Origin of the sequence: Paenibacillus sp. RC84 (assembly GCF_041260495.1) — a bacterium.
Classification (GTDB): domain Bacteria; phylum Bacillota; class Bacilli; order Paenibacillales; family NBRC-103111; genus Paenibacillus_F.
Genome location: NZ_JBGBYL010000014.1, coordinates 1 through 21,184, shown reverse-complemented (window position 1 = coordinate 21,184; position 21,184 = coordinate 1). Strand labels below are relative to the sequence as shown.

Here is a 21,184-nt window from a genome sequence, read left to right as displayed (position 1 = left end):
TTTAACTCCCTAATCTGCGTTGATGTTTATATGTCGATAGACCGGACTCGTCCACAATGATCTCGATATGCGACTGCAGGTTGGTGAAAACCGCCGGCAGAGTGCCGCCGAGCTCGCCGTCCAGGTTGATCTGCACGTAGTCCGGGGACGAAATTTCGAGCTTGCTCGTCTGAAAATAGACGACGTTCGGATCGTTGGTGTGGTCGCCTTTGAGTGCCATGGTGGCGATTTTGATAAACTCCGGCAGGTTGCACTTTTTGAGCACGATGACGTCGAAAAGCCCGTCGTTCAGGCTCGCGTCGACGGCCAGTTTTTCAAAGCCCCCGACGGAATTGCTATTGGTAATGAGGAACAGCATAACGTCCTCGTTGATTTCCATTTCATCGGACTTCAAATGCATGTGAATCGGCCGCAGGCGCGGCAGCATTTCGAGTCCTTTTACATAGTAGGCAAGCTGCCCGATCATAGTTTTTAGCTTGCTGGGCACTTCGTACGTCAGCTCCGTCATGGAGCCCCCGCCCGCAATATTGATAAAATATTTCTGGTTCACTTTACCGACATCGATCGGTCTCGTATACCCGCGGACGATAAGATCCACGGCGTCTTCCCAGTCGCGCGGAATGTTCAAAGCCCGGGCAAAATCGTTCGTCGTTCCGAGCGGCAAAATGCCCACCGGAGGCCGGTTCGGCTTCTCGCCCATCCCGTTTACCACTTCGTACAGCGTTCCGTCTCCGCCCGCCGCCACGATGAGGTCGAACCCGCGGTCCACGGCCTGTGAGGCCGCCAGCATCGCGTCTCCCTCGCCGATAGTCGCATGAGTGGACGTTTCATAACCGCCCCTCTCCAGACGCTGCAGAATTTCCGGCAGGCGCTTGCGCATTTCTTCTCGACCCGAAGTCGGGTTATAGATCAATCTAGCACGTTTGGCCATTTCTCTTTATCACCTTTTTTGCTCATAATGGTCCCGGTTAAAAAAAGAGGCAACCTGCCGCTCCAGCCACTCGCTGACCTTAGGACTCGGCAGTATAGATTGCCCGTTATATCGGTAGTCAAACCCTTCCAGCCTGGAAGGAATCACTTCTCTCGTAAAATAGCCCTCACTTAAAAAAAGCGGCGCAATGATGACCGCATGCCCGGGCTTCCGCTCCTGCCACCATTCCAGTTTCCGCTTCGTCTGATCCGGCAGCAGCATCGCCACGTCCGTCGTTCCGAATCCGCCGGTCTTTTTCAAAGCCTGGGCAATCCGCTCCAGACTGCCTCGCCACGCCAGATGAAACAACTGCTCGACGCTGCCGTGTCCCACAAGCAGCACGATTTCCCGCTCCGGGTCCTCCGACAGGCTGCGGATTTTCTCATACACCATCTCCGCCAGCAGCTCGGCGTCCTCATCCATAGGCGGCGTCATATGCACGCGTGCCTTGATATCGAACGGTTCCAGGTCCGTCGGCAGAAGCGGCTCGGGCTTCAGGCCCAGCGCGTACGCGATCTCGTCGAGATGCGTGCTTCCTTTAGATACAAAAAGCGGGATGACGATCAGATCGGTCACACCACGATTTTCTAACCAGGTAATCCCGTCTTGAATCAGCCGTCCGTCCACAAGCTCCAGGAAAGAACCGAACACCGGAACGCCGTCCGGGACACGCATCCCCGCTACGGCTTCATCCACCAGCTGCACCCATTCCCGGCTCCGCGAGCCGTGGCTGATCACCAAAATCCCATACGTACGCATGGCTTTCACTCCGCTTCCGTTCATCCTGCTTTCATGCTATCTAAACTGGCCCCTTATGTCAATAAACAGGAAAAATCCCCATTTACGGGTGTAAAGAGGGGGATTCTAAGCCTTACGCGGTCTGCTGTTGTAAGGAACGAACGCTCCAAGCATACGAATACTACCATTAAAAAAGGAGAGGCTTTCCGGAGCAGCTCGCTGCATGGGGACCGTTCAACCCTGCGGCTTCCGATTGACGTCACCTGGGCGACGGCCGAACTTCTGTTGTTGCCGGTATCGCATCGAATGATCGTTTTCATCTAAAAAATGTTTCACATGAGCGATCACTTGTACACTACCAGTGGACAATCCCCAAAAACTGCTGTCCGCATGCCTGACAGCCGTACCGGTTCGGTGCCGTTCACAGAACCCGTTTTGTTCATAAAATTTTCCAGTCGGTACTCCGCCGGCTGGAGAGCGAAAAACAGGCATCGCCCATCTCTGCCGCCCTAGCGATTCAGACGATCCAGCGTCAGCACATAGCCATCGTTTCCGTAGTTCAGGCAGCGTTTTACGCGCGAAATCGTCGCCGTGCTCGCGCCCGTCTCGGCTTCGATCTGATTGTACGTGCAGCCTTTGCGCAGCATCCGCGCCACTTCCAGACGCTGGGACAGCGACTGGATCTCATTCACCGTACAAAGATCGTCAAAAAATGTATAGCATTCCTCCAGGCTATTCAATGTAAGAATCGCCTCGAAAAGCTGGTCAATCGCTTTATCATTTAGTTTTTTCAACTGCATATCTTCAACCCCTAGATTCCATTTCATCTTGTATTTCTGGACAATCGGTAGAACAATAATTTCTATTTCGACAGGTTTATTATAATCTCCTTCCTTTACAATTGCAAAACAGTAAAATTTTTAAGCGTTACCGCTCTAAATCGCGACCTTCTCCTGGTAGTGTACATTGGGGCCGTTCGGGTTCCCGTGACATTTTCCACATACCCGTGATATCCGTCCAGTCCAAACGTTTGCCTATCACATAGGATATAGCAGTAAATCCTTTGCAAAGGATCGTGAATTCAAGTGAGCTATCGTTATCCGAAACACGGCCGACAGCCGGAGGTGCAAACCAGAAGCTTGTTCTCGCCGGGTCAGGCAGGAGGTCAGGGCGGAGTTCCTTTCCAGGGCGGCGGAGTTCCCGGCGGGGGTTTTTCTGACGGCGGGTTCCCCGGAGGCGGCTTTTCAGGCGGCGGGTTCCCGGGGGGAGGCTTTTCAGGCGACGGGTTCCCCGGAGGCGGAGGCTTCCCCCAAGGCGGCCCGGGATTTTCCGGATTCGGCCAGAATTTGCCCGTACCCGCTAATTCCGCCGCACCGGCCGCTGCAGCCGGGAGTTCAGGAGGAGGAGCCGGCGGCCTTTTAGGCGGCATGAACATCAATCAGATCAAAGGCTTCATTGACCGCATGGGCGGAATTGAAGGCGTCATCGGGACCATGGGCAAAGTGCAAAAATTCGTCGGCTCCGTCCAGCAGTTTGCTCCCATGCTCAAGTTGATGTTCAGCGGCTTCGGAGCGAAGGCCGCCACCAAGCGCGCGAATACCGTACCCGCCGCCAAGCGCAAAAAGAAAAGAAAATCCACGCAGACCAAGCGCAAAAGCAAAACAACCAAGCGCCGTACACGGTCCTCGCGCAGGTAGGCGGATAAGACCGGGTTCCCAGCAGGACCCGGTTTTTTTATACCGGGCCCTTAACTTAATGGCGAGACGCGACTGCTTGAGACAGTTCATCGTTCTTCGTTCGCCGTTCGCCGTTGGCAGTTTGACGGCTGACAGTTTACCGCTGTCAGACAACCGGCCTGCCCTCGCACAGACACACGCTCTGCAATCAACGTTCCTTTAAAGCCGCAGCACAGCATTTCTTCCACAATCATGAACTATATCGGTTCCGGCACAAAAAATATATAGAATTCTCCTCCATTTACATAAAATAAACAGGAAAATGTTTGGATATAATCCGAGCTGAACCGTCTCCCATTTCCTCTTTCAAAAGTTATCGAGCACCGCTGGCAAGCCGCAGCGCCTCTTTTAGCGTTTCGGCGGGCCGAGGCCCTCAACCAAGGCCGCCTTCATCTCCGCCTCCCCCCGCTCCCCTGTGATATACTTGACGTATACTCACTAGGACGGGCGGGTGATCCCTATGAAGGCTCCACTTCACGGCCCGGAAGCCATCTCCGGGCCTGTGGTCTTGTTCGACGGCGTCTGCAACCTGTGCAATGCCGCCGTCCGGTTCACCGTGCGCCGCGACCCGGCCGGACGAGTCCGGTTCGCGGCGCTGCAGTCGGAAGCCGGGCAGCGGCTGCTTGCCCGGCACGGCCTGCCTGCGGCCTCCTTCGATTCCTTCGTGCTCATCGAAGGAGGCCGCGTCTACACGCAGTCGTCCGCCGGACTGCGTGTGCTGCGCCGGCTGCGGTACCCGTGGCCGCTGCTGTACGGCTTCGTAGCGGTGCCGAAGCCGATCCGCGATGCGGTGTACCGCTGGATCGCGCGCAACCGCTACCGCTGGTTCGGGCAGCGGGACGCGTGCATGCTCCCCACGCCGGAGCTGCGCCGGCGGTTTCTGGACTAACCGCCCCGCTCCCCGCAAAAACAAATAACCGGCATCTCATCGCGAGACGCCGGTTATTTTCTTTTACAGCCTTATTGGAAAGTAACTTCCATTTGGTTTTGCGTATGCATTTGCAGCTGAGCTTCCGATGATTTTTGATTGGACTGAGCTTGGAAGCCCGTCAGCGTGCGCGCTGTAGCTTCCCCCTTCGGATGTCCGTTTACGAATTCACCTTCATACAAAAGGTTTCCTTTGGCATCGTACAGACGTCCGTAGCCTTCAGCCAAGTTTTGGCGGAATCCGCCCTCATAGATGACGGTTCCCTTCTCGTTGTATTCCGTTCCGAAGCCGTCACGCTTGCCGTCTTTGTACATGCCGACATATTTCCAGCCGTCCGTCCAGTAGAAAACTCCGGCACATTTAATTTGACCTTTGGAGAAAAAGCCTTCGAACTTGCTTCCGTCCGCCCAGTCGATTTTGCCGACGCCATCGAACTCGTCTTTATCGAAGAAACCGACATACTTGTTATAACCCGTTATGCTGCCCGGCGGTTCGCCGCAAGGTTCCCACGCCCAGTAGTAGGTGCCGTATCCCTGCTTCAGACCCGCTTTCCACATACCGTCATACTCCAGATGCTTATCGGCGTAATACGATTTGCCTTGTCCGTGGAACTTGTTATCTTTCCAGTTTCCATCGTAGCGGAGTACACCGTTCGAGTCGTAATACTTTCCTTTGCCCTCAAACTTGCTGTTCACCATATATCCGTCGTAGAACACTTTGCCGTTCGGGTAAAAGATCTTGATGTAACCCGTATAGCCTTGGTTACCTTGGGTCAGCGCTTTTGGAGCTTGTGCGGAACTCGTCAGCGTACCCGTGTAAAGGGTCTCCAGCACGCTCGTTTGAAGCGTATCGTTTAATGAAATAAGTCCTTTTTCACCGTCCACCTTCAGCTTGCGTCCTGTCAGGTCCGCGAAGGCTTGCAGGTTAAGCTTGTTCCCGCCTTGAATAACAGTGGCCCCGGCTTTTACACTTTCCCCATTCACTACAAAAGAGCTTGAGCCGGACACCAGCTCGATTTTGGAACCGTCTTTGGACACGGTCCAGCCTGTACCGTACACGCTTTGCTGCACAGTGTAGCCGAGACTGCCAAGAACCGGTGCCAAATCTACATAAGCCGTATCACCGGAAATTTGTGGTTCTGCCGACAGTCCGATTGCCTTGTCGTTGACTTGTAACTGCGTTCCAGAGGCTGCGGAAGCCGCAAGCGGAAGCAGGAACAAAGCCAGCATCATAGTCAATCCGTAAACTAACTTTTTCATTTCTCACCCTCCCAGATACAAATCTTTTCTGTTCTACTTTACGATACATAATGTAACTTGTAAATAGGTTATTTGAATTATTGATACAAAATGTTTCTAAAGTAGATTAGGCACCCTGCTTGGGCCTATCCGCCTTGTGAATATCCTTGCCGTTTAAGGCCATACTAAGCCGGATAGCTCTGCTCTTCCGTCTTTGAAAGCCATGATCCTAGCATTTTCCGTGATCAAAATACCGGCCGGTGTCTTCTTTTATTTATATAATAAGAAACAATTTTTCAAAGTATTTCGGTATATTGGAGGGTTTCGTATATGGGCACTATTGGGACATTTATACGCGGGCACTGGATTCCGATCGTGATGATTTTGGGCTGCCTGTTCGCCATTTACTTTGTCTATAGCAAAAGAAACGAGCTTCAGCTCTACTGGCTGAACAAACGTGAAACGAGGAAGCGCAAGTCGTAAATTAGGCGCTCTCTGCTGAAGACTCTGCTCACGACATGGAACACACTAACTAGCCGCTGACCAAAACCACAAAAAAACGCACGTAACTCCCTTGAAAGGAAGCCACGTGCGTTTATTCGGTTAACCCTAAACTCCAAAGCAAACTTCCTTTTAGTAGAAGCAACCGCACTGAGAGCAGCTCCCCAGCGTGAGGTACTGCGTCGCATGACGGTGAGCAGTTCCCAGCTTACGGTGCTGTGTCGCATGACGGTGAGCAGTTCCCGGCGTACGATGCTACGTCGCATGACGGTGAAGCAGCTCCCGGCGTGTGGTACTGCACCCCATGACGGTGAGCACCCGCAAGGCGCCTGCCCGCAGCAGACGCGGCGGATACCATCATCCGCCTGCCCTTTACTTCATCGCGTTCAGTGCCTTCAGCGCGATATCCGTCCGGTTCTGCTTCCCTTCGAAGGAGATGCGGTCCGCGGCGGCGTACGCCTTCTCGCGCGCATCGGCAATGTCACGGCCCAGCGCCGTGACGCCAAGCACACGGCCGCCGCTGGTGACCAGCCGGCCGTCTTCAAGCGCCGTACCCGCATGGAACACGAGGGCTTCACCTGCGGCGTCCAGGCCCTCGATGGGCAGCCCCTTCGGGTACGAGCCGGGGTAGCCGCCGGATGCGAGGATCACGCACACGGCCGCTTCTTCGCTCCACTCGATTTCAAGGTCCGCTAAGCGGCCCTCGAGTGTCGCCAGAATGATCTCCAGCAGGTCGGTTTTCAGCCGGGGCAGGATAACCTGCGTCTCCGGATCGCCGAAGCGGGCGTTGAACTCGATCGTCTTCGGTCCGTCCGCGGTGATCATCAATCCCGCGTAAAGCACGCCGCGGAACGGGCGCCCTTCCTTCACCATCGCTTCGGCCGCCGGCTTCACGATGGTGTCCAGCGCCTGCTGCACGATCTCCTGCGGGATGTGCGGCACCGGCGAATACGTGCCCATGCCGCCGGTGTTGGGTCCCTTGTCGCCGTCGAAAACCGGCTTATGGTCCTGAGAAGGCACCATCGGTTTCACGACATTGCCGTCAACGAACGCCAGCAGGGACATTTCTTGTCCTTGCAGGAATTCTTCGATGACGACGCGGTTGCCGGAAGCGCCGAACTGCTTCTCGACCATAATTTCCTTCAACGCTTTCTCCGCTTCCTCCAGCGTCGAAGCCACGATTACGCCTTTGCCCGCGGCCAGTCCGTCCGCTTTGATGACGATCGGCGCTCCAAGCTTGCGCAGGTAGGCAAGCGCAGCTTCGTAGTCCTCGAACGCTTCATAAGCGGCCGTAGGAATCTCGTATTTTTTCAGCAGATGCTTCATAAATACTTTGCTTCCTTCGATTTCCGCCGCCGCCCGGTTCGGTCCGTATGCGCGGATGCCGTGCTCTTCCAGGTAATCCACGATGCCTTCGTAGAGCGGATCGTCCGGTCCCACGACGACCAGATCGATGGCGTTCTGACGGACGAATTCCGCGATCTCGGCAAACTGGAACTCCGTAATCGGCACACATTCCGCCAATTCGGCAATGCCTCCGTTGCCCGGTGCGCAGAACAGAGCCGTCACCTTCGGGCTTTTGCGAAGCGACCAGACGATCGCATGCTCCCGGCCTCCGCGGCCGATAACCAATATGCGCATAGTGTCCCGCCTCCCGCTTCTAGTGTTTGAAATGACGAACGCCGGTCATCACCATAGCGACGCCTTTATCGTTTGCCACTTTAATCGATTCTTCGTCTTTGATCGAACCGCCCGGCTGAATGACGGCTGTAATTCCCGCAGCCGCGGCAATTTCCAGCGTATCGCCCATCGGGAAGAACGCGTCGGACGCGAGTACCGCACCCTTGGCTTTCTCGCCCGCCTGCTCGATGGCAATCTTGGCCGCGCCTACACGGTTCATCTGGCCCGCGCCGATTCCGATCGTCATGTCCTCGGTCACCAGCACGATCGCGTTGGATTTCACGTGCTTGACGACTTTCCAGGCCAGCAGCAGTTGCTTCAGTTCGGCTTCCGTCGGCTCGCGGTCGGTAGCCGTCTTAAGATCGCCTTCCGAAATCGCGTGAACGTCGCTCTCTTGTACGAGCATGCCGCCTTCTACGGAAGTGACCAGGTGCAGCGCCTTGCGCTCTCCTTCGGTAAAGTTGCCCAGCTTCAGCAAACGGATGTTTTTCTTCTTCTGGAGAATTTCAAGCGCTTCGGGCGTAAAGTCAGGCGCGATGACGATTTCCAGGAAGATTTCGTGCAGCAGCTGCGCCGTTTCTCCGTCGATCGGACGGTTGGCCGCAATAATTCCGCCGAAAATGGACGTAGGATCGGCCGCGTATGCTTTCTCGTACGCTTCCTTCACCGACGTGCCGATTCCGACGCCGCAAGGGTTCATATGTTTCACGGCGACGACGGCAGGCTCTGTAAATTCTTTCACGATTTGCAGGGCTGCGTTCGCATCGTTGATGTTGTTGTAAGAAAGCTCTTTGCCGTGAATCTGCTCCGCTGTCGCGATGCTTCCTTCACCGGCAAGCGGTTTGCGGTAGAACGCCGCTTTCTGATGGGGATTTTCCCCGTAGCGCAGGTCCTGAACCTTCTCATACGTAACCGTATAGCGTTCCGGGAACTCTTCGCCCACTTGTCCGGACAAATATTCGGAGATCAGGGAATCGTAAGCCGCCGTGTGACGGAAAACTTTCGCCGCCAGGCGTTTGCGCGTTTCGAGTGTCGTATCGGCAGTTTCACGGACTTCGGCAAGCACCGTGTCATAATCGGCCGCATCCACCACGACCGAGACGAAAGCATGGTTCTTCGCTGCCGAGCGCAGCATAGTCGGTCCGCCGATGTCGATGTTTTCCACCGCATCCGCGTACTCCACATCCGGCTTCGCGATGGTTTCCGCAAATGGATACAGGTTAACGATCACGAGGTCGATATACCCCAGACCCAGCTCTTCCATCACTTTGCGGTGCTCCGCATCGTCACGGATGGCCAGAAGGCCGCTGTGTACGGCGGGATGCAGCGTTTTTACGCGCCCGTCGAGAATTTCCGGAAATCCCGTCACGTCGGAAATTCCGATGACCGGTACTCCCTCTTTTTCCAGAAGGGTCTTCGTTCCCCCCGTCGAAATAAGCTCGACGCCCAGCTTTGCCAGCTCCGACGCGAATTCCACAATGCCCGTTTTGTCCGATACGCTGATTAACGCTCTTTTGATTGCCACGATTTCTCCTCCTATGGGTTGGAAAGTCTAGTTTGAACCTTTGTATACTGAACGCGATTAAACCTCGCCTTGCACAAAAAGCTTGCTTCTATTGCTCCGCTGCCTCGGCGGTCTTCGGTTCCGAAATACGCACAAGTCGGCCTTCCAGCGTCACTCGTCCTTCGGCGATCCAGCCGATCGCAAGAGGAAGCAGCTCATGTTCCGCCGCATGTACGCGCCCGGTCAAGCTGTCCACCGTATCGTCTTCCCGGATTTCGAGGGCACGCTGGGCGATAATCGGACCCGAATCGAGCCCGCCGTCGACGTAATGCACCGTAACGCCGGTCACTTTGACGCCGTATTCCAGCGCCTGGTCGATCCCTTTGATTCCCGGAAAAGCCGGAAGTAAAGACGGATGCACATTAATCATCCGGCCATAAAACGGCTCCACCAGCACCGGCGTCAAAATACGCATGTAACCCGCGAGCACGATCAGATCAATTTCCTTCTCCCGCAGAAGTTGCAGGATTTCGGTCTCGTAAGCTTCCCGGCTGTCGTACGCTTTGGGAGAAAAAGCGAAAACAGGCACGTCCGCCTGTTTTGCCCGTTCCACCACTTTCGACTGCGGCCGGTCGCTGACGAGCAGCGCGAGCTCCGCTTCAAGCCTGCCGCTGCGCACGGCGTCCGCGACCGCTTGAAAATTCGACCCGCTTCCCGAAGCAAACACGGCGATCCGCAGTTTTCCCATTCTAGACCTCCGCGCCTTCGAACGTCACGATTTTGCCGCCTTCCGTCACTTCCCCGATCCGGTAAGCGTCATGACCATGCGATGCGGCAATCTCCAGCGCCTTCTCCGCATCTTCCTGAGCCACGATAATAACCATGCCGATTCCCATGTTGAACGTACGGAACATATCATTGTTCGTGATGTTTCCTTCACGCTGCATGAGAGAGAAGATCGGCAGAATCGGCCAGGAGCCGTACTGAATGTTCACGTTCACGCCTTCCGGCAGCGTACGCGGGATATTTTCCAGGAAGCCTCCGCCCGTAATGTGCGCGGCGCCTTTGATGCCCACCTGCTCCAGAATGCCGAGAACCGGCTTCACATACAGCTTCGTCGGCTCGAGCAGCACGTCGCCGAGAACTCCGCCAAGCTCGTCGATCGTGTCCGTCAGGCTGTGTCCCTTTTCTTCCAGAAGCAGCTTGCGCACCAGCGAGAAGCCGTTGCTGTGCACGCCGCTCGAAGCAAGACCGATCACGGCGTCGCCGGGGCGGACGGTGGAGCCGTCGATGATTTTTTTCTTATCCACGATTCCTACGGTAAAACCGGCAATGTCATACTCCCCTTGCGTATACATCCCCGGCATTTCCGCCGTTTCTCCGCCGATCAGCGAACAGCCGGACTCCGCGCAGCCGTCGGCAATCCCTTTTACAATCGCTTCGATCTTCTCGGGAATGACACGGTCGCAGGCCAGATAGTCCAGGAAAAAGAGCGGTTCCGCACCCTGCACCACGATATCGTTGACGCACATCGCCACCGCATCGATCCCGATCGTATCGTGCTTGTCCATCGCAAACGCGATTTTGAGCTTCGTTCCGACACCGTCGGTGCCCGATACGAGTACCGGCTCTTCGTATTTATCCTTGTTCAGGCTGAACAGAGAGCCGAATCCGCCGAGTCCCGTCAGCACTTCCGGACGGAATGTTCTCTGCACATGTTTCTTCATCCGTTCAACGGCTTCGTTACCGGCCGCGATGTCGACACCCGCTTTTTTATATGCCTCCGACACTTGTCTCACTCCCTAATGGTTTGAAAAGCACACCGGCAAAACGCGGCGATACCTTCCATGCTTGATTATCTTTTGATGCGTAACTGTTGGATCTATCGTTAAAAGTATCGGCAGCACAGCAGTTTAACAGCCGCAGCCCACCGCATCTTCGCTATCGTTCACGTAAGTAACATAACGATTATCGAAGCAGCCCGTGCAGAAGCCGCCGTTCTCCACGCCGTCCTTGCGGCCGATGGAGTCGATCAGCCCTTCCTGAGTGAGGAAGTACAGCGAGTCCGCGTTGATCGCCTGGCGGATCTCTTCGATCGATTTCTGCGCCGCGATCAGGTCTTTGCGGCTCGGCGTATCGATTCCGTAGAAGCACGGGTTCTGGAACGGCGGCGAGGAAATGCGCACGTGCACTTCCGTCGCTCCCGCTTCCCTGAGCAGGTTAACGATGCGCAGCGAAGTCGTTCCGCGGACAATCGAATCGTCGATCATGACGACGCGCTTGCCTTCCACGACCTTGCGCACGGCGCTCAGCTTCATCTTCACGCCCTGCTCCCGCAGTTCCTGGCTCGGCTGGATAAAGGTCCGGCCCGTGTAGCGGTTTTTGATCAGTCCGAGCTCATAAGGAATCCCGGTCTGCTCGGCGAAACCGATGGCGGCCGACGTGCTGGAATCCGGCACGCCGGTCACCAGATCCGCGTCCACGAACGCTTCCGACGCGAGGCGTTTGCCCATCCGCTTGCGGGCAGAGTGGACGTTGATCGCGTCGATGTCGCTGTCGGGACGGGCGAAATAGATATATTCCATCGCGCATGTAGCGCGTGTCTGACTTTCCGTGAAACGGTCTTCCGTGAGCCCGCTCTTGTCCAGGACCAGCAGCTCGCCCGGCAGAAGATCGCGCATATACGTGCCGCCGACGATGTCGAAGGCGCAGGACTCCGACGCGAACAGATACGCGTCGCCGAGCCTGCCCATCGCGAAAGGCCGCAGCCCGTTCGGGTCGAGCGCCGCGATCAGCTTGTCCTTCGTCAGGATCAGGAACGCGTAGGCGCCGATCACCTGCTGCAGGGCGTCTTTGACCGCGTCGACGATATCATCGTGCTTGGAGCGCGCGATAAGGTGCGCGACCACTTCGGTGTCGCTCGTCGTCTGGAAGATCGAGCCCTGCTTTTCGAGCTGCCGGCGGATTTCGCCGGCGTTCACGAGGTTGCCGTTCGTCGCTACGGCGAGATCGCCCTCCCGGTATTTGAACACCAAGGGCTGGGCGTTCGCCAGCTTGCTCTCCCCTGCCGTCGAGTAACGCACGTGGGCTATAGCCGACGTGCCGACGAGTGTAGGCAGGTTCGACTGGTCGAACACTTCCTTGACGAGGCCCATGCCCCGGAAGTAGTGGAAATTATCCGCGTCCGCCGTACAGATGCCGGCGCTCTCCTGTCCCCGGTGCTGCAGCGCGTGCAGCCCGTAGTAGGACAAGGAAGCCGCATCCGGATGTCCGAAGACACCGAACACGCCGCATTCCTCTTTCAGCTTGTCGAACAGACCGTCATGTCCGCCGTGGCCTTCATTATAGTAAGAACCGGTCCACAGCCCCTTACCCGATGTTACTGCATCAGACATGGTATCGCGTCCTTCCAAACCTGCCTCAGCTCCGAGATAGAGGCTTGAACGGCAGGTTTTCCGTTAATGTCGACCTTCACGTTCGTTCCGGTTACCGTTCCGATAACTTCCGCCTGTACGTTCTTCTGTTGAAGCAGGGCGATCAGCGCTTCGCGCTTCTCCGGACGGCAGCTGAGCAGGATGCGGGACTGGCTCTCGCTGAAGAGCGCATGATCCGCGCGCAGCACCGTGCGGAAGTCCACATCGGCGCCAAGTCCGCCGGAGATGCTGCTTTCCGCTACGGCAGCCGCCAGGCCGCCTTCGGAAAGGTCATGCGCCGAAGCGACCAGACCTTCGCGGATCGCGGCAAGCACGCCGGCGTGGAGGCGTTTCTCGGTCTCCAGGTCCAGCTGCGGCGGACGGCCTTCGACCACGCCGTGCACGACCTTCTGGAACTCGCTTCCGCCGAGCTCGGCCTTCGTTTCGCCCAGCAGGACGATAACGTCGCCTTCGTTCTTGAAGCCTTGAGTCGTAATGTGATCCGTGTCCTGGATCAGACCGACCATGCCGACAACCGGCGTCGGGTAAATGGCGCCCTTCGCGTTCTCGTTGTACAGCGACACGTTTCCGCCGATAACCGGCGTGCTCAGCTCGCGGCACGCTTCGGCCATGCCGTCGACCGCTTTTTCCAGCTGCCAGAAAATTTCCGGCTTCTCCGGGCTTCCGAAGTTCAAATTGTCCGTCACGGCCAGAGGCTCTCCGCCCGAGCAGACGATGTTGCGCGCCGCTTCGCTGACCGCGATGCGTCCGCCTACTTCCGGATCGAGATACACGTAACGGCTGTTGCAGTCCGTTGTCATGGCAAGCGCTTTGCGGGTGCCGCGGATCGTGACAACCGCCGCATCCGAGCCCGGCTGTACGGCCGTGCTTGTGCGTACCATGTAATCGTATTGGTTATAGACCCACTCTTTGCTCGCCACGGTTGGAGAGCCCAGGATGCTTTTCAGCGCCCCGTTCAGATCGGTCACTTCTTCGTAACGGCTCGTGTCCGTGTTCGCCTGCTCGGTGTAATAAGCGGGAACGGCGGACGGTTTGTTGTAAACCGGGCACTCGTCGACAAGTGCCGTTACCGGCATGTCGCCCACGATTTGACCTTGATGGAAAAGCTTCAGGCGGCCGTCGTCGGTCACTTTGCCGACTTTGGCGCAAATGACGCCCCAGCGCTCGAAAATTTCGAGAGCCTGCGCTTCATCCTTCGGATCGATAACGAACAGCATACGCTCCTGGGACTCCGACAGCATCATCTCGTAAGGCGTCATGCCTTCCTCGCGCTGCGGCACTTCGTCCAGGTACAGCTCCAGGCCGTTGCCCGCCTTGCTCGCCATTTCCGCGCTGGAGCAGGTCAGACCTGCGGCGCCCATGTCCTGAATACCGAGCACGATACCCGTGTCGATCAGCTCCAGACAGGACTCCATCACGAGCTTCTCCATGAACGGATCGCCGACCTGCACGGCAGGACGCTTCGCTTCGGATTCGCTCGTCAGCTCTTCGGACGCGAAGGTCGCGCCGTGAATACCGTCGCGGCCTGTTGCCGGGCCGACGTAATAAACCGGGTTGCCTACGCCTTTGGCTACGCCGCGCTGGATTTTGTCATGGTCGATCAGACCGACGCACATGGCGTTGACGAGCGGGTTGCCTTCATAGCTTTCGTCAAAGGTAACTTCGCCTCCCACAGTCGGGATTCCGATACAGTTGCCGTAACCGGCAATACCGGAAACAACGTGCTCGAACAAATATTTAACGCGGTCGTTCTGAAGACGTCCGAAACGCAGGGAGTTCAGAAGCGCTACAGGCCGCGCGCCCATCGAGAAGATGTCGCGGATAATGCCGCCTACTCCCGTTGCGGCGCCTTGGTACGGCTCTATCGCAGACGGATGGTTATGACTTTCGATTTTGAACACGACAGCCTGGTTGTCGCCGATATCCACGATACCCGCGCCCTCGCCAGGACCCATCAATACGCGTTCGCCGGTCGTAGGAAAACGGCGGAGAAGCGGCTTGGAATTTTTGTAGGAGCAGTGCTCCGACCACATTACACTGAAGACGCCGATTTCCACGTAGTTCGGCTTGCGTCCGAGAAATCCGCAGATCTGATCGTATTCCGCATCGGTTACGCCCATCTGCTTATAGATTTTCTGCTCGGCGATCTGCTCCGCGTTCGGTTCTTTAGCGGCTAACTGCTGTGCCATGTTGTTCCCTCCAAGCGTTTAAAATCGACGTAAACATCCGTTTGCCATCAGCCGAACCGAGAATTTCGTCCACGGCCCGTTCCGGATGGGGCATCATGCCCACAATGTTGCCTTCTTTGCTGCAAATTCCCGCGATGTCATCCACCGAACCGTTCGGGTTCGTGTCCGTTTCATAACGGAAAACAATCTGATTGTTCTGCTGAAGCTCGCGCAGCGTCTCTTCGTCGCAGTAGTAGTTGCCTTCCCCGTGCGCGATCGGAATGTTGATCACTTCGCCTTCCGCATAATCGGAAGTGAACGGTGTCGCGTTATTCACGACTTTAAGCAGGGTGGAATGACAACGGAATTTAAGCGAGCGGTTGCGCAGCAGCGCGCCGGGCAGCAGGCCCGCTTCCGTCAGGACTTGAAAACCGTTGCAAATGCCAAGAATATATTTGCCCTGCTCCGCCGCTTTCACCAGAGCCTGGGTTACCGAAGCAAAACGGGCAATCGCGCCGCAGCGCAGATAGTCGCCGTAAGAAAAGCCGCCCGGTACGAGAATGCAGTCGTATTCGGACAAGTCCGTGGCCGTATGCCACACGTAATCGACGGGTTCGCCTACCGTGTCTTCGACCGCCTTGTAGCAATCGATGTCACAGTTCGAACCGGGATATACCAGTACCGCAAATTTCATGGGAAAGTCCTCCTGATCCGTTAGTTCAGCTCAAAGCGGTAATCTTCAATGACCGTATTCGCCAGCAGTTTCTCGCACATAGCTTTCAAACGCTCTTCCGCTTCCGCGCGGTCCGTCGTATCCAGTTCCAGCTCCAAATACTTGCCGACGCGTACTTTGCCGACTTCTTCAAATCCCATCGAGTGCAGTGCGCCTTGAACGGCATTTCCCTGCGGATCCAATACACTTTGCTTAATCGTCACATAGACGGTTGCTTTCATTACGGTTTGTCCTCCCTTGGTATCACGATCGCCGTGTGCTTCCATGCGGCTGTCTGACCGTTCTTGGCATCTTGTTTTTTCAATCTTCTGACTCTTTATCCTTGAAAAAGTTAATCTCCTGAAAAATAAGGCCGATTTATTCTTAAATCGCTGTGCTATAAAGGCGGTTAACCGTCTGTTCTGTCTATCTTTCATGACGAAGATAGTTAACGACCCGACAGACCCGATAAACCCCAGCCTGCCTGTCGGCTTGGCCGGACGCCTGCACATCTCTCCCGGCTAACGGACCGCGTACCGATAAGCCTGTACCGGGCTCTGCCTCACTCGACAAAACCCGGCGCAGCTTCTCTCTTACTCGGTTTCTTCCGTTAAACGCTGTAAAATCTCGCGGTATCTGCGGGAAGTCTCCTCCACCACGGAATCCGGAAGCGGATCCGGTGCGCTGTTCTTGTCCCAGCCGGAGTTCGCCAGATACGTGCGGACAGGTTCTTTGTCCATCGAATCGATTTCCGTATCCAGCTCGTACTTATCCTTAGCCCAGTAGCGCGAAGAATCCGGCGTGAAAATTTCGTCGATCAGAATCAGCTCGTTGCCGATAAAGCCGAATTCGAACTTTGTATCCGCCAAAATGATGCCGCGGTGCTCGCAATACGTATGAGCGAGGGTGTAGAGCATGACGCTTTTGGTCATCAGCTGCTCCGTTACCTTCTCGCCGACCAGCTCGCACATTTGATCGTAGGTGATGTCCTCGTCGTGACCGACATCGTTCTTCGCGGCCGGAGTGAAGATCGGGTGCTCCAGCACCTGGTTTTTGCGTAGCCCCTCCGGAAGCCGGATACCGTTGATCATGCCGGTTTCCTGGTACTGGCGCCAGCCTCCGCCGGTAATATAGCCGCGCACGACGCATTCAACCGGAATGCGGGTCGCTTTTTTGGTGACCATTACACGGTCTTTCAGAAGCGCCGGCTCCGTTACAAGATCCCCCAGGAGCTCGACGTCGCAGTGCACCACGTGATTTTCCATAAAAGGCGTCGTCAGCTCAAACCAGAACTTGCTCAGCGTGTTGAGCACGTTGCCCTTATCCGGCACAGCCGGGTCCAGCACATAGTCGAAAGCGGAGATGCGGTCCGTGACGACGATCAGGAAATGCTCCCCTAAGTCGTACAATTCACGGACTTTGCCTTTGTATACCAAAGGGGCTTTAATGAGATGTTCGGCGGTCGACAATGCGACGGATGCGCCCATGTTTGCGTCCTCCCAAGCAGAAGTTCTGAATTATTTTAAGCCCAGACGGTCAAAAATCGTATCCACATGCTTCAGGTGCCAGCTTGGGTTGAAGCAGTCTTCGATTTCCTCCGCATTCAGCAGCTCGGTGATTGCAGCGGTGTTTTCCACGATTTCGCGGAACGAACGCTGCTCTTCCCAGGCCTGCATGGCGCGAGGTTGTACCGTATCGTAGGCCTGCTCGCGGCTGAAACCCTTGTCGATCAGCTTCGTCATAACGCGGCCGGAGAAAGGTACGCCGTACGTGCTCTGCATGTTGCGCTTCATATTCTCAGGGAACACCGTCAGGTTCTTCACGATGTTGCCGAAACGGTTGAGCATATAATTGAGCAGGATCGTCGCATCCGGCAAAATAATGCGCTCGACGGAGGAGTGCGAAATATCGCGCTCGTGCCACAGCGTGACGTTCTCATAAGCGGAAACCATGTGACCGCGGATGACGCGGGACAAACCGGAAATATTCTCCGATCCGATCGGATTCCGTTTGTGAGGCATAGCCGACGAACCTTTTTGTCCTTTGGCGAAAGCTTCCTCGACTTCGCGGAACTCGCTCTTCTGAAGGGCGCGCACCTCTGTCGCGAACTTGTCCAAAGACGTGGCGATCAGGGCGAGAGTGGCCATATATTCCGCATGACGGTCGCGCTGAAGGGTCTGTGTCGAAATCGGAGCCGGGTTCGTACCCAGATGCTCGCACACGTAGCGCTCCACGAAAGGATCGATGTTCGCGTAAGTGCCGACAGCACCGGAAATCTTACCGTACTGCACACCGTCCGCCGCAAAACGGAAACGCTCCAGGTTCCGTTTCATTTCTTCATACCACAGGGCCATTTTCAGACCGAAGGTAGTCGGCTCGGCATGAACGCCGTGCGTGCGTCCCATCATGGCGGTATGCTTGTGCTCGATCGCTTTGTTTTTAAGAATTCCGATGAAGTTGAGAAGATCTTTTTCAAGAATCTCGTTCGCCTGTTTCAAAAGGTAGCCCAGAGCCGTATCCACAACGTCCGTGGAAGTCAGGCCATAGTGCACCCATTTGCGCTCGGGACCGAGCTTCTCGGATACCGCGCGAGTGAAGGCAATCACGTCGTGACGGGTTTCCTGCTCGATTTCATAAATGCGGTCCATATCAAAATCCGCTTTGGCGCGCAGTTCTTTCACGTCTTCCTTAGGAATGACGCCTAGCTCTGCCCAAGCCTCGCAGGAGAGAATTTCAACTTCAAGCCACGCCTTGAATTTGTTTTCTTCCGTCCAAATGTTGACCATTTCTGGCCGGCTGTATCTTTCGATCATCGTTAACCCTCCATCTGTATTTCGATTGGGTTGGAACCCTTTTTTTGTGCCTCGAACTTCCGTTCTTGCTCCTGTTCAATGGACTGGCTCGTGAACCTAACTTATAGAATCCCAGATACCCGTACGTTCCATCCATTCGGCAGCTTTCGCCGTATCGTCCGTAAGAAGGTTAATGTGCCCCATCTTGCGCTTCGTCTTGGCTTCGTCTTTTCCGTACAAATGAAGCTTTGGCGTTACCCCCGAATCGGAGGCTGCGCTTTCCTCGGAACAGAACCAGTTCAGCAGAGGTTCCATATGCTCTCCGAGCACATTCACCATCACTACCGGTGTCAACAGTTCCGTAGGACCGAGAGGCAGATTGCAGATAGCCCGTACGTGCTGCTCAAACTGCGAAGTCAGGCAGGCTTCCATCGTATAATGTCCGGAGTTGTGCGGCCTTGGTGCGAGCTCGTTCACGAACAACTCCCCGTCCTTCGTCAAAAACATCTCAACGGCGATCAACCCGACCGCTTTCATCGACTCCGCGATGCGGATCGCCAGACGTTCGGCTTCCTCTTGAACGGATGCGCTGATCCGAGCCGGCACGATCGACATATGCAAAATATTCTCGACATGGATATTTTCCGCTGCCGGAAAAGCTTTCACCTCTCCGCGGGGACTCCGCGCCGCGATTACCGAAATTTCCTTCTCGAACCGGATGAACTGCTCGAGTACCAGATCCGTACCCGCCCGGCTCAGCTCGGCAAAAGCGTCGGGTATCTCATCCGCCGAGCGGATGACCCACTGGCCTTTGCCGTCGTATCCGCCGGTCGCGGTCTTCAGCACGCAGGGGGTGCCGAATTTGCCGACAGCAACGCGAAGATCCTCTTCGCTGGCAATTTCGGCATATGGGGCCACCCTCACGCCGGCTGCCTCGATCGCACGCTTTTCGCGAAGCCTGTGCTGCGTCGTGTACAGCAAGGCGCTGCCCTGCGGCACATAGGCTTCCTGCGTCAGCAGCTTCGTCACCGCGGCGTCGACGTTCTCGAATTCGTACGTGATGACGTCGGACACTCTCGCAAGCTCGCGCGCCGCGTCCACGTCTCCGTACGAAGCCTGGATCTGCCGGTCGGCCACTTGTCCGCACGGCGAGTCTGCGCCCGGTTCGAGTGTAACGAACCGGTAGCCCATGTTTCGGCCCGCAAGCGCCAGCATGCGGCCGAGCTGGCCGCCGCCCAGCACACCGATGGTGCTTCCGGGCGGGATGACTCTGTGCTGCATGGAAGATGTGCCCGCAGCCGCGGCAGTGGCGTCCTGCACCGCTGTCGCAGCTTTGGATTCTTTCCCTGTCTCAGCTTGGGGTGCCTGGACTGAGGTGGACTGGGTCGGCAGGGACGTTGAACCATTAGTTCCAAAGTAAGAGCCGTCCGTCTGTCCTGCTCGGTTTAAACCTTCGCTGTTAGTTAAGCTCCCGTTCAACTTACCCTTTGCTGTTTTTTCTCCGCTGTTCTTCGCTGTCATTCAAGCTCACTCGCTTCCAACACTTGTGCTTTGATGCGTTCGCGGCGCTCACGCACTTTATTTTGAAGCTCGGGCTCGAATGCTCCAAGAATTTGCGCCGCCAGCAGTCCGGCATTCGCGGCTCCTGCCTCTCCGATCGCTACAGTGGCCACGGGAATACCCGCCGGCATCTGTACGATCGAGAGAAGGGAATCCAGCCCGTTCAGCGCTCTGCTTTTAACGGGAACCCCTATAACCGGCAGCTCCGTCTTCGCTGCCACCATGCCCGGCAGGTGAGCGGCGCCTCCCGCACCCGCGATAATGACCCGCAGTCCGCGCTCAGCAGCCTGCTCGGCATATTGGAACATCAAGTCCGGTGTACGGTGTGCCGACACGACTTTTTTCTCATAAGGGATGCCGAATTCGTCCAGCACATCGCAAGCATGCTTCATCGTTTCCCAATCCGATTTACTTCCCATAATGACTCCAACTCGTGCTGACATCTCCGTAACCCGCCTTTTCTATCATATTGGTAACCACTTTAAATAGAAAGCCCCAAGCCTCAGCTTTTCATCCCCGGACGCAAAAAAAGCCCAGAGATAGATTGCTTCCTTCTATCTGCCGGACTGCAAGAGACACAAACATAAGGCACCCCCGTCTGGGATCCCCTCGCTTCGCTCTCGTAGTCCAAAACTTTACGGCTTTTGGGTAGAAACTTTCGGGCCATATCCCCGATGATTATACGAGATTGTAAACATCTATATTTACGTGTTTTGTCAGGTATTGTCGCTCCTCTAGTGTACCAGTTACCTTTTTGCCTGTCAAACGAAATACGAACATTCAATTCATGAAAAAGAAGTAAAGTTCGCTTTCTGTTCTTAAAAGCCTTCTGAAAGGCTCTTCAAAACCGTTTTCCTTAAACAGTTTAGTGAAAAAGCATGCTTATTTATCCTTAAATTTACAGGCCGCTGCTCTTTAATATATGCTTTTTTTATAAGTCCTCGACCCTGCGAAAACAATTTCTTATTTCATTCGACTTCTTTCAACAATTGGCTTACACTCTCTGTTTACAGGACCACCAGTTTTAAATAAAACACATCAAGCAGTCATTAAGTAGAGATCTTTTTAAGAAAAGGGACCTTTGATTAGTAAAAAGTAGAACAAAACAAAAAGAGCCCTCTTGAACGCTTACGTTCAAAAGGACTCTCATTTGCTTGGCAACGTCCTACTCTCCCAGGACCCTTCGGTCCAAGTACCATCGGCGCTGGAAGGCTTAACGGTCG

General features: G+C 55.6%; 19 protein-coding genes and 1 riboswitch. Of the genes, 3 read left to right on the top strand and 16 right to left on the bottom strand.

Annotation, left to right across the window (positions count from 1 at the left end; translation table 11 throughout):
* Nucleotide 1: 1 nt before the first annotated feature.
* From ABH899_RS26540 to ABH899_RS26530, 3 genes are all read right to left on the bottom strand, one after another.
* The gene (locus ABH899_RS26540; RefSeq protein WP_009675265.1) at nt 2-931 is read right to left on the bottom strand and encodes a diacylglycerol kinase; all 930 of its coding nucleotides are present in this window, start codon (nt 929-931) and stop codon (nt 2-4) included.
* Between the two features lie 9 nt (nt 932-940).
* Nucleotides 941-1,729, bottom strand: a complete 789-nt coding sequence (locus ABH899_RS26535) for a sirohydrochlorin chelatase (protein ID WP_016423611.1) — start codon at nt 1,727-1,729, stop codon at nt 941-943.
* Nucleotides 1,730-2,217: 488 nt separating this feature from the next.
* Entirely contained in the window at nt 2,218-2,508 is a 291-nt protein-coding gene (locus tag ABH899_RS26530) for a YerC/YecD family TrpR-related protein (protein ID WP_009675256.1), read from the bottom strand.
* 627 nt (nt 2,509-3,135) lie between these two features.
* On the opposite strand from ABH899_RS26530, the gene ABH899_RS26525 reads away from it, so the two are divergent.
* Both ABH899_RS26525 and ABH899_RS26520 read left to right on the top strand, forming a co-directional pair.
* Entirely contained in the window at nt 3,136-3,405 is a 270-nt protein-coding gene (locus ABH899_RS26525; RefSeq protein ID WP_370001761.1) for a hypothetical protein, read from the top strand.
* A 499-nt stretch (nt 3,406-3,904) separates the two neighbouring features.
* Nucleotides 3,905-4,333, top strand: a complete 429-nt coding sequence (locus ABH899_RS26520) for a thiol-disulfide oxidoreductase DCC family protein (RefSeq protein WP_370001759.1) — start codon at nt 3,905-3,907, stop codon at nt 4,331-4,333.
* A 71-nt stretch (nt 4,334-4,404) separates the two neighbouring features.
* On the opposite strand, the gene ABH899_RS26515 is transcribed toward ABH899_RS26520, so the two are convergent.
* Entirely contained in the window at nt 4,405-5,631 is a 1,227-nt protein-coding gene (locus ABH899_RS26515) for a stalk domain-containing protein (RefSeq protein WP_370001757.1), read from the bottom strand.
* A gap of 309 nt (nt 5,632-5,940) precedes the next feature.
* Here ABH899_RS26515 and ABH899_RS26510 point away from each other — a divergent pair, with 309 nt between their 5' ends.
* On the top strand, nt 5,941-6,093 hold the full coding sequence (locus ABH899_RS26510) for a hypothetical protein (protein WP_370001756.1): 153 nt from the start codon (nt 5,941-5,943) through the stop codon (nt 6,091-6,093).
* A gap of 390 nt (nt 6,094-6,483) precedes the next feature.
* Here ABH899_RS26510 and purD read toward each other — a convergent pair whose 3' ends face one another.
* From purD to purE, 12 genes are all read right to left on the bottom strand, one after another.
* Complete coding sequence (gene purD, locus ABH899_RS26505; protein ID WP_370001754.1) at nt 6,484-7,752, bottom strand: phosphoribosylamine--glycine ligase; 1,269 nt, start codon at nt 7,750-7,752, stop codon at nt 6,484-6,486.
* Between the two features lie 19 nt (nt 7,753-7,771).
* The gene (gene purH / locus ABH899_RS26500; protein ID WP_370001752.1) at nt 7,772-9,316 is read right to left on the bottom strand and encodes a bifunctional phosphoribosylaminoimidazolecarboxamide formyltransferase/IMP cyclohydrolase; all 1,545 of its coding nucleotides are present in this window, start codon (nt 9,314-9,316) and stop codon (nt 7,772-7,774) included.
* Between the two features lie 88 nt (nt 9,317-9,404).
* Entirely contained in the window at nt 9,405-10,043 is a 639-nt protein-coding gene (purN, locus tag ABH899_RS26495; RefSeq protein WP_370001750.1) for a phosphoribosylglycinamide formyltransferase, read from the bottom strand.
* A gap of 1 nt (nt 10,044) precedes the next feature.
* The gene (gene purM, locus ABH899_RS26490) at nt 10,045-11,085 is read right to left on the bottom strand and encodes a phosphoribosylformylglycinamidine cyclo-ligase (RefSeq protein ID WP_009675259.1); all 1,041 of its coding nucleotides are present in this window, start codon (nt 11,083-11,085) and stop codon (nt 10,045-10,047) included.
* A gap of 123 nt (nt 11,086-11,208) precedes the next feature.
* Nucleotides 11,209-12,690, bottom strand: coding sequence for an amidophosphoribosyltransferase (gene purF, locus ABH899_RS26485; protein ID WP_016423613.1), 1,482 nt, complete (start codon nt 12,688-12,690; stop codon nt 11,209-11,211).
* Nucleotides 12,675-14,918, bottom strand: coding sequence for a phosphoribosylformylglycinamidine synthase subunit PurL (gene purL, locus ABH899_RS26480; protein ID WP_370001747.1), 2,244 nt, complete (start codon nt 14,916-14,918; stop codon nt 12,675-12,677). The genes purF and purL overlap by 16 nt, the downstream gene beginning before the upstream one ends.
* Complete coding sequence (gene purQ / locus ABH899_RS26475; RefSeq protein WP_009675266.1) at nt 14,896-15,591, bottom strand: phosphoribosylformylglycinamidine synthase subunit PurQ; 696 nt, start codon at nt 15,589-15,591, stop codon at nt 14,896-14,898. Before purQ ends, purL begins: the two co-directional genes overlap by 23 nt.
* Nucleotides 15,592-15,611: 20 nt before the next feature.
* A complete protein-coding gene (gene purS / locus ABH899_RS26470; RefSeq protein WP_009675257.1) occupies nt 15,612-15,851 on the bottom strand; it encodes a phosphoribosylformylglycinamidine synthase subunit PurS in 240 nt (79 codons plus the stop codon).
* A gap of 351 nt (nt 15,852-16,202) precedes the next feature.
* A complete protein-coding gene (locus ABH899_RS26465) occupies nt 16,203-17,096 on the bottom strand; it encodes a phosphoribosylaminoimidazolesuccinocarboxamide synthase (RefSeq protein WP_009675271.1) in 894 nt (297 codons plus the stop codon).
* A 30-nt stretch (nt 17,097-17,126) separates the two neighbouring features.
* A complete protein-coding gene (purB, locus tag ABH899_RS26460) occupies nt 17,127-18,422 on the bottom strand; it encodes an adenylosuccinate lyase (protein ID WP_009675278.1) in 1,296 nt (431 codons plus the stop codon).
* A gap of 96 nt (nt 18,423-18,518) precedes the next feature.
* Nucleotides 18,519-19,682, bottom strand: coding sequence for a 5-(carboxyamino)imidazole ribonucleotide synthase (gene purK / locus ABH899_RS26455; RefSeq protein ID WP_370001829.1), 1,164 nt, complete (start codon nt 19,680-19,682; stop codon nt 18,519-18,521).
* A gap of 236 nt (nt 19,683-19,918) precedes the next feature.
* Nucleotides 19,919-20,404: a 5-(carboxyamino)imidazole ribonucleotide mutase gene (gene purE / locus ABH899_RS26450; RefSeq protein ID WP_217561916.1), complete on the bottom strand. Its 486-nt coding sequence runs from the start codon at nt 20,402-20,404 to the stop codon at nt 19,919-19,921.
* A gap of 160 nt (nt 20,405-20,564) precedes the next feature.
* A riboswitch (purine riboswitch) is annotated at nt 20,565-20,667 on the bottom strand.
* Nucleotides 20,668-21,184: the final 517 nt, after the last annotated feature.

What these genes read in the sequence shown, in the direction of transcription:
- purN (WP_370001750.1), bottom strand. Translation starts at nt 10,043, where the DNA reads ATGGGAAAACTGCGGATCGCCGTGTTTGCTTCGGGAAGCGGGTCGAAT.
- ABH899_RS26535 (WP_016423611.1), bottom strand. Translation starts at nt 1,729, where the DNA reads ATGCGTACGTATGGGATTTTGGTGATCAGCCACGGCTCGCGGAGCCGG.
- ABH899_RS26525 (WP_370001761.1), top strand. Translation starts at nt 3,136, where the DNA reads ATGAACATCAATCAGATCAAAGGCTTCATTGACCGCATGGGCGGAATT.
- purE (WP_217561916.1), bottom strand. Translation starts at nt 20,404, where the DNA reads ATGTCAGCACGAGTTGGAGTCATTATGGGAAGTAAATCGGATTGGGAA.
- ABH899_RS26510 (WP_370001756.1), top strand. Translation starts at nt 5,941, where the DNA reads ATGGGCACTATTGGGACATTTATACGCGGGCACTGGATTCCGATCGTG.
- ABH899_RS26530 (WP_009675256.1), bottom strand. Translation starts at nt 2,508, where the DNA reads ATGCAGTTGAAAAAACTAAATGATAAAGCGATTGACCAGCTTTTCGAG.
- ABH899_RS26515 (WP_370001757.1), bottom strand. Translation starts at nt 5,631, where the DNA reads ATGAAAAAGTTAGTTTACGGATTGACTATGATGCTGGCTTTGTTCCTG.
- ABH899_RS26520 (WP_370001759.1), top strand. Translation starts at nt 3,905, where the DNA reads ATGAAGGCTCCACTTCACGGCCCGGAAGCCATCTCCGGGCCTGTGGTC.
- purK (WP_370001829.1), bottom strand. Translation starts at nt 19,682, where the DNA reads ATGCAGCACAGAGTCATCCCGCCCGGAAGCACCATCGGTGTGCTGGGC.
- purB (WP_009675278.1), bottom strand. Translation starts at nt 18,422, where the DNA reads ATGATCGAAAGATACAGCCGGCCAGAAATGGTCAACATTTGGACGGAA.
- ABH899_RS26540 (WP_009675265.1), bottom strand. Translation starts at nt 931, where the DNA reads ATGGCCAAACGTGCTAGATTGATCTATAACCCGACTTCGGGTCGAGAA.
- purD (WP_370001754.1), bottom strand. Translation starts at nt 7,752, where the DNA reads ATGCGCATATTGGTTATCGGCCGCGGAGGCCGGGAGCATGCGATCGTC.
- purF (WP_016423613.1), bottom strand. Translation starts at nt 12,690, where the DNA reads ATGTCTGATGCAGTAACATCGGGTAAGGGGCTGTGGACCGGTTCTTAC.
- purL (WP_370001747.1), bottom strand. Translation starts at nt 14,918, where the DNA reads ATGGCACAGCAGTTAGCCGCTAAAGAACCGAACGCGGAGCAGATCGCC.
- ABH899_RS26465 (WP_009675271.1), bottom strand. Translation starts at nt 17,096, where the DNA reads ATGGGCGCATCCGTCGCATTGTCGACCGCCGAACATCTCATTAAAGCC.
- purQ (WP_009675266.1), bottom strand. Translation starts at nt 15,591, where the DNA reads ATGAAATTTGCGGTACTGGTATATCCCGGTTCGAACTGTGACATCGAT.
- purS (WP_009675257.1), bottom strand. Translation starts at nt 15,851, where the DNA reads ATGAAAGCAACCGTCTATGTGACGATTAAGCAAAGTGTATTGGATCCG.